This window comes from Steroidobacter sp. (genome assembly GCF_016790065.1).
Lineage (GTDB): Bacteria > Pseudomonadota > Gammaproteobacteria > Steroidobacterales > Steroidobacteraceae > Steroidobacter.
The window spans coordinates 1-6,535 of sequence record NZ_JAEUPY010000730.1; the positions used below are offsets into that span (position 1 = coordinate 1).

Sequence of the window (6,535 nt, forward strand, 5' to 3'; positions counted from 1 at the left end):
TTTCCATCGTTTCGCTGCAGTCGGCGATGTGCGCGATGGCAACTCGTGCAGCGTCAGCGTAGTGTAGTTCGACGATCGCATGTCCATTGGCGGTACTGGAGCCGGTGTCTAACGCCACCTTTCCACCGTGTCGGGTGCTCACGCCTTCTTCTCCTCCAGCGAGGCACCGGACGCATCGAATTGCATGTCCCACGGGATGTCATCACCGGCAAACATCGGCGGCACGCGATGCGCCCACATCAATGAGCCGAACTTGAAGTCCCACACGCGCGGCACCCAGTTGTCATCCAGGTAATCCGTGTCGGCGTGGTACTCGGCTTCACCGCCGGCAGGACAATCGACGTAGTAATAGATGGCGGACGAAATACGATGACGCGACACGCCGCCCGAACTGTTGCGCGACGTGTTGGCCCACTTCTTCCGCTCCATGTAATTGGCGCCGATCATGAGCTCATCGATGTCGTCGACCCCGAACGCGGCGTGCATGAAGCCGGCCTTGCCCGGTGCCACCGGCAGTTTGCAATCGAGCAGAAAGATCGAATGATGTTCGAAGGTGCCATCCGCGCGTGCGAACACACCGATGTCCCGCGAATGATCTGAATAGCGAAAGCCGAGCCGGTCGCGCAGGAAGCGCCACGACGCGCGGTAATTCTCGACGAAGAACACCACGTGATTGATGGTCTTCGGCCGGCAACGCGCGCGCCATTGACGATGCTGATTCAAGCGCTGGATGCGACCGGGCGTGTTCACCGGATCGGACACGGACAGCACCGTCCGCTTCGTCCACACTCGCAAGCCAAACGGCATGCCGTCGTCGGCCAGGAAGTGCGCGACACCGTCGGCATCGATGCGCACGTCGCGATCGCGCTTCAGGTCGGCCACCAACCGGTCGAACGAGGCCGAGCTATCCACGCCCCAAATGGTCTCGTGCACGCCCACCGAGTGCGAGAACGCCGTCGGCAATCTCGGGTCGCCTCGGCGCATCAGCACCACCCGCGAACCCGAGTCGACCTCGAATACCGCGTCCTGCGGCGTGCGACTCACCGGCGTCAGGCCGAAGTCGTCAAAGAACCGGCTGCATTGGTCGAGATCGTCGACCCCGTAAACGAGTGCTTCGATGCCTGATATGGCCATGGTGCTTGCTTCCCCTCGAGCTTCGGTCCCATTCTAGGCAGCCGCCGGCGCCGGCGGAAAACGTTTCTGCTGATCCCGCGCATCAGGCCGACTGATGGCCGCTATGTCGATAAACAATTAGACCGCACCGGGAGCGCCCCGGTAGCTTTCACCGCATGACCAAACAATACGATGTCGTGGTGATGGGGGCGGGCCACAATGGACTGGTGGCCGCTGCGTATTTGGCGAAGGCAGGCAAGAAAGTGCTGGTGCTGGAGCGCAAACCGTATCCGGGCGGCGGCGTGGTGACGCGCGAAATCAATACGCCGGGCTACTGGCATGACGAGCACTCCAGCGTGCACATCATGATCCAGGGCAACCCGATGCTGACCCAGGACGAGCTCGGCCTGTTGGGCAAGTTCGGCCTGAAGTACCACTACTCCGACGTGCCGTACGCCAGCATCTTCGATGACCAGAGCGCCATCATCACTTACAAGGACCTCGACAAGTCCTGCGAGTCCATCGCCAAGGTGTCGCCACGCGATGCTGAGGCGTATCGCGAGTTCGCGTTGCGAAGCGCACAGATGCTGCCGATGTTCATCAGCGGTTTGTACTCGCCGCCGCTGCCCATGGGTGCGCTGATCGGCATGCTCGATCAAAGCGACGAAGGCCGCGAGTTACTCGACGCCATGAGCCGCAGCGCGCTCGACATCGCTCTCAGCTTGTTTGAGAACGACAAGGTGCGCATGCACTTCGTCAAACTCATCACCGAAAACATCCAGATGCCCGACGAGTTGGGCACCGGCATGGGCATGTACCTCATGCCCGGCATCATTCACACCTACGGCGTGTCGCAGCCGGTGGGCGGCAGCGGCAAACTCACTGAAGCCCTGGTCCGCTGTATTGAGCACTTCGGTGGCGAAGTGGTCTGTGATCGTGAGGTGAGCAAGATTGTCACCTCCGGCGGGCGAGCCAGTGCTGTCGAGCTTGCGACTGGCGAGCGTTATGTCGCTAAAGACGGTGTCATCGGTGCCATTCATCCACATCGCTTACGGCAGTTCGTCGAAGGCGTGCCCGCACCGGTGTTGAAGCGCGCTGAGCGCTCCACGCTTGGCACCTTCAGCTTGTTCGTCAGTCACTATGATTTGAAGGAACAGATTCGCTTCCGCACCAGCGAGCCGGTCAACACCGCCATCATGCTGGAGTTCATGACCACTTCTAAGCTCAGCGAAATGCTGGATGACTTCGATGAGCTACGCCGGGGTCGGATTTCCAAGCGGCGCTTGGTGGCCGGCAACGATGAGAGCTTCAATGATCCTTCGCGCGTGCCGCCAGGCAAAGGCATGTTCCATGGCATCACCTTTGCGCCCTATCAACTTGCTGAGGGCGGGCCGGGGCGCTGGGATGAGATCAAGGAGCAGATCGGCGAGTTGAGCTTGGAGGCGTATCGCAAGTTTGTTTCGAATCTGACGCCTGACAATATCGTGGCGCGTAAGTTCTATTCGCCGCTGGACCTGGAACGCAGCTCGCCGAACTCGATGGTCGGCGGTGATGTGCATGGCGTTGCGCCGTTCATGTATCAGACGGTGTCGCATCGCCCCACGCCGGATCTCGGTCAATACACGGTGCCCGGCGTCGACCGACTGTATCTGGTCGGACCGTTCATGCATCCCGGTGGCGGCGTGTATGGCGCGGGCCGCGCCACTGCGATCAAGATGTTCGACGATCTGAAAATCGATTTCGACAAGGTGGCGAGCCGCTCGGTATGAAACTGTACGGTCCCGATGGCAAAGAAATGATGACCGTCAGCGCCATCGAGCGCGACGGTGCCAATCTGATCATCAAAGGCAAAATCTTCGGCGCCATGCCGATGTCGGCGCGCTTGAAACCGGCCGAGGTGCGCAGCGCGCTGAAGCTGATGAATTGGAAGACGCTGCTGTTCGCGCTGACGTTGCCGTTTCGGAAGAACTAATTACTCGTCGGAGAGCTTCATGCGCTCGAATTTCTTTCGCGCGGCGGCGCTGATTTGCGCTGCGCTCCCTGTTGTTGTGTCGGCGGACACGGCGCCTGTGTCGATGCAAGCGGTGGTGGTTAGTGAGGGCAAAGCCGTTCTTCGGTCTGTAAGCGCGCCCTCGCCGGCTACTGGCCAGGTTCGAGTTCGGCTGCACGCCGCCGGTGTGAACCCGATTGATTGGAAGATGGCGTTGGGATATCGGCCTGGTGCTCCGGCTGCGCCTGGCGGCGTCGCGCCTTCGTCGCCGGTTGCATCGGCTGCGCCGTGGACGCCCGGCTTCGATGCTGCTGGCGTCATCGAATCGCTCGGACCTCAAGTTCAAGGCTGGAAAGTCGGCGACCCTGTCATCGTCTTCATCGAACCTCGCGGCGCTTACGCTGAGTACGCCGTTGTGCCCGTGAGCACCATCGCTCGCAAACCCGAGAAACTCTCATTCGAACAAGCCGCGGGCATTCCAACGACCGCGTCCGCTGCGTGGGCTGTGCTCGTCGACTCTGCCAAGGTCAGCAAAGGCCAACGCGTGTTGATCCACGGCGGCGCCGGTGGCGTCGGATCGGCGGCGGTTCAAATCGCCAAGTCACGCGGCGCCTATGTGATCGCGACGGCGTCGAAACGCAACCACGAATACCTGCGTTCAATCGGAGCCGATGAAGTCATCGACTATCAAACCGAGCGCTTCGAAGATCGAGTTCGCGATGTGGATATAGCCGTGAACACCGTCAATCCTGAGACCGCAACTCGGTCGATTGCCGTGGTCAAGAAAGGTGGCTTGGTCGTCTCCGTCGCCGGCCCCGCCGACGCCGCTCAATGCGCCGCTGCAAACGTTCGCTGCCTCATGCGCAGCCGCGATGGCACGCCCATCGGCACTGTACTCAATGAAGTCGCCCAACTCGCCGCCGCCGGAAAGTACGACGTCAACGTCGACGCCACCTTCCCGCTCGCCGACTTCGAAAAGGCCTGGGCCGCCAGCAAAGCCGGCCACACACGCGGCAAGTTGATCCTGACGCTGAGATAAGCGCGCATACTCGAGGTCGACATGCAACGACGTAGCTTTCTGCAGTCCGCACTAGTGGGTGGCGCCCTCGCCGCTCTGGATACTTCGGCAAGCGCCGCGGCCGCCAACGGCAAGCGACCATACAAACTTCTGCCTTGCGAAGAAGCGTTCACCATTCCGGAGATTCTCGAAGCCGCACGTAAGCATGCTCGGAACATTCCGAGCTGGGCCAGCGGCCCTATCGTCGGGCCGGCCTTACCCTTATTGATGGATCTGGGCGAGGGTCGATTGCGAGGCATGGATGCCGCCGGCATCGATATGCAGATTCTGTCGCTGGGTTCGCCGGGCGTGCAGAACTTCGATGTGCCGACGGCGGTGTCGTTGGGCAAACTGGCCAACGATAGATTGGCAGCAGCCATCAAAGCGCATCCCACTCGCTTCGCGGGCCTCGCTACGTTTGCTCCTCAGGATCCAGCTGCAGCCGTGAAAGAACTGGAGCGATGTGCGAACGAACTGAAGTTGACCGGCGCGTTGGTCAACTCACACACCAACGGCGAATACCTGGACGACCCGAAGTACTGGCCCATTCTCGAAGCGCTCGAAGCGTTGAACCTGCCACTCTATATTCATCCGAGAGATGCAGCGCCAGGCGTAGCTGGCGCGGCAGTGCCAGGTTTTACTGTTGGCTGGGGCTTCGCGGTGGAAACGGGTACGCATGCGTTGCGGCTGATCGGCGCCGGTATTTTCGATCGCTTCCCCAAGCTCACCATCGTGCTCGGTCACATGGGTGAAGGCATTCCCTACTTCCTGGAACGCATCGACAATCGCTGGGACTTCGAGAATGCGCTGTTCCCCACGTCGGCCAAGCTCAAGCGCAAGCCCGGGGAATATTTCCGTAACAACTTTCTGATCACCACCAGCGGCATGAACGTGGCGGCGCCGCTGGCCGCGGCCATTGCGACCGTCGGCATCGATCGGATTCTGTTCGCCGTCGATTATCCGTTCGAGAATCAACCCAAGTCGGTCGCGGACTTCGATGCGATTGCGTTGTCGGTGGAAGACAAGCGCAAGATCTGCGAAACCAACGTGCGTCGCACGTTCAGGCTGTAGCGGGTCGCTTCAATCCCAGTAAGTCGAGCGCATTGCCGGACAGGATGCGCTCGCGATCCGCACCACTCAGGCCTGGCACCGCCTCGAGCAACGAGTGCATGTCGTAGTGACCCATGTCGAACGGATAGTCGGTGCCGACCACCACCTGCCCGACACCGACAGTGTCGATCAGCTGTTTCAGAATCTGTGGCTCGTACACCAGGCTGTCGAACCAGATCTTCTTCAGATATTCGACCGGCGCTAGTTGAGCCTGCTGCGCCTCCGGGCGCACGTGATGGCCGTGATTGCTTCGGCCAATGTAGTAAGGCAGATAGCCGCCGCCATGCGCGGCCAGCAAGCGCAGCTTCGGATGACGATCCAGCACGCCGCTGAAGATCAGCGATGACAGCGCGATGGTGGTTTCCAGCGGCTGGCCGATCATGTTTTGCAGGTAGTAGCGGTTCACTCGCTCGCCCAGTGATGTGCCGAACGGGTGGATGAACACCAAGCAGCCCAGCTCGGCTGCGCACGCCCACACTCTTTCGAATTGCGGATCGGATAGTTCCAGGCCGTTCACGCTCGTGGACACTTCCACGCCCTTGAGGCCGAGTTCGCGGACTGCGTGAGTGAGCTGCTCGACCGCGAGATCCGGATGTTGAAGCGCGATGTTGCCGAGCCCGGCCAGGCGATCGGCGTGCGCTTCGCAGACTTTGGCGATGTGTTCGTTCTGTAGACGCACCACCGAGGTGGCGAGATCGGCGTCGGCCCAGTAGTAGTACTGCGGCGGTGACGGGCTGATCAGTTGCAGATCCACGCCCATGCGATCCATGTCGGCTAAACGCAGCTGCAGATCGAGCATCTTCGGCACAGCTGCCGGGAGCATGTGCTTTTGATTGTGCTCCACCGACGGAGCACCCATCGCCCGCAGCTGCATTTGCGGCTCGGCGAGCTTTTCAGGTCGATCCGCAACCAGCTTCTCGACCTGAGGCACCATCACATGACAATGCAAATCCACGGTGTATGAGCGCCGCCGCGGCGAACTCGCCCCGCCGCCGCCGAGCGAATCCGCTGCCGCTCGCGGCACACAGCCAGGACCGCACTTGTGAAACAGCATCGACACTCCCCCATGCCCGCCGTTGGCATTGAGCACAACGGTGGCATGGGTTCCGGCCGTTTGTCGAATCGTTCCCGGTGATGCCGGGCATCGGCGCTGCGCGTGGCTTACCGCCCGTTATCCAGAATTTTGAATTGACGGCCGGCATCGGTCTGCGGGATGCGCTCGCCGGTTTCGTTCACCACCTCGGCGCCATCGGGCGCGTATTGCA

Annotated in this window: 6 protein-coding genes; 4 read left to right on the top strand and 2 right to left on the bottom strand. The window is 61.1% G+C overall.

Features of this window, described 5'->3' with window-relative positions:
* Positions 1–138: 138 nt before the first annotated feature.
* On the bottom strand, positions 139–1,134 hold the full coding sequence (locus JNL55_RS29695; protein WP_293863148.1) for a VOC family protein: 996 nt from the start codon (positions 1,132–1,134) through the stop codon (positions 139–141).
* Positions 1,135–1,289: 155 nt separating this feature from the next.
* Here JNL55_RS29695 and JNL55_RS29700 point away from each other — a divergent pair, with 155 nt between their 5' ends.
* The 4 genes from JNL55_RS29700 (at position 1,290) to JNL55_RS29715 (ending at position 5,231) form a co-directional block, all read left to right on the top strand.
* Positions 1,290–2,882, top strand: coding sequence for a phytoene desaturase family protein (locus tag JNL55_RS29700; RefSeq protein ID WP_293863150.1), 1,593 nt, complete (start codon positions 1,290–1,292; stop codon positions 2,880–2,882).
* Positions 2,879–3,085 (top strand): hypothetical protein, encoded by a 207-nt coding sequence (locus JNL55_RS29705; RefSeq protein ID WP_293863152.1) that lies wholly within the window; start codon positions 2,879–2,881, stop codon positions 3,083–3,085. The genes JNL55_RS29700 and JNL55_RS29705 overlap by 4 nt, the downstream gene beginning before the upstream one ends.
* A 103-nt stretch (positions 3,086–3,188) precedes the next feature.
* A complete protein-coding gene (locus JNL55_RS29710) occupies positions 3,189–4,142 on the top strand; it encodes an NADP-dependent oxidoreductase (protein WP_293863158.1) in 954 nt (317 codons plus the stop codon).
* A 21-nt stretch (positions 4,143–4,163) separates the two neighbouring features.
* A complete protein-coding gene (locus JNL55_RS29715; protein ID WP_293863154.1) occupies positions 4,164–5,231 on the top strand; it encodes an amidohydrolase family protein in 1,068 nt (355 codons plus the stop codon).
* Here JNL55_RS29715 and JNL55_RS29720 read toward each other — a convergent pair.
* Positions 5,221–6,324: an amidohydrolase family protein gene (locus tag JNL55_RS29720; RefSeq protein WP_293863156.1), complete on the bottom strand. Its 1,104-nt coding sequence runs from the start codon at positions 6,322–6,324 to the stop codon at positions 5,221–5,223. The two genes, JNL55_RS29715 and JNL55_RS29720, sit on opposite strands and share 11 nt — an antisense overlap.
* Between the last annotated feature and the right edge of the window lie 211 nt (positions 6,325–6,535).

Coding starts and splice junctions, on each gene's coding strand:
- JNL55_RS29695 (WP_293863148.1), bottom strand. CDS start 1,134: ATGGCCATATCAGGCATCGAAGCACTCGTTTACGGGGTCGACGATCTC.
- JNL55_RS29700 (WP_293863150.1), top strand. CDS start 1,290: ATGACCAAACAATACGATGTCGTGGTGATGGGGGCGGGCCACAATGGA.
- JNL55_RS29705 (WP_293863152.1), top strand. CDS start 2,879: ATGAAACTGTACGGTCCCGATGGCAAAGAAATGATGACCGTCAGCGCC.
- JNL55_RS29710 (WP_293863158.1), top strand. CDS start 3,189: ATGCAAGCGGTGGTGGTTAGTGAGGGCAAAGCCGTTCTTCGGTCTGTA.
- JNL55_RS29715 (WP_293863154.1), top strand. CDS start 4,164: ATGCAACGACGTAGCTTTCTGCAGTCCGCACTAGTGGGTGGCGCCCTC.
- JNL55_RS29720 (WP_293863156.1), bottom strand. CDS start 6,324: ATGCTGTTTCACAAGTGCGGTCCTGGCTGTGTGCCGCGAGCGGCAGCG.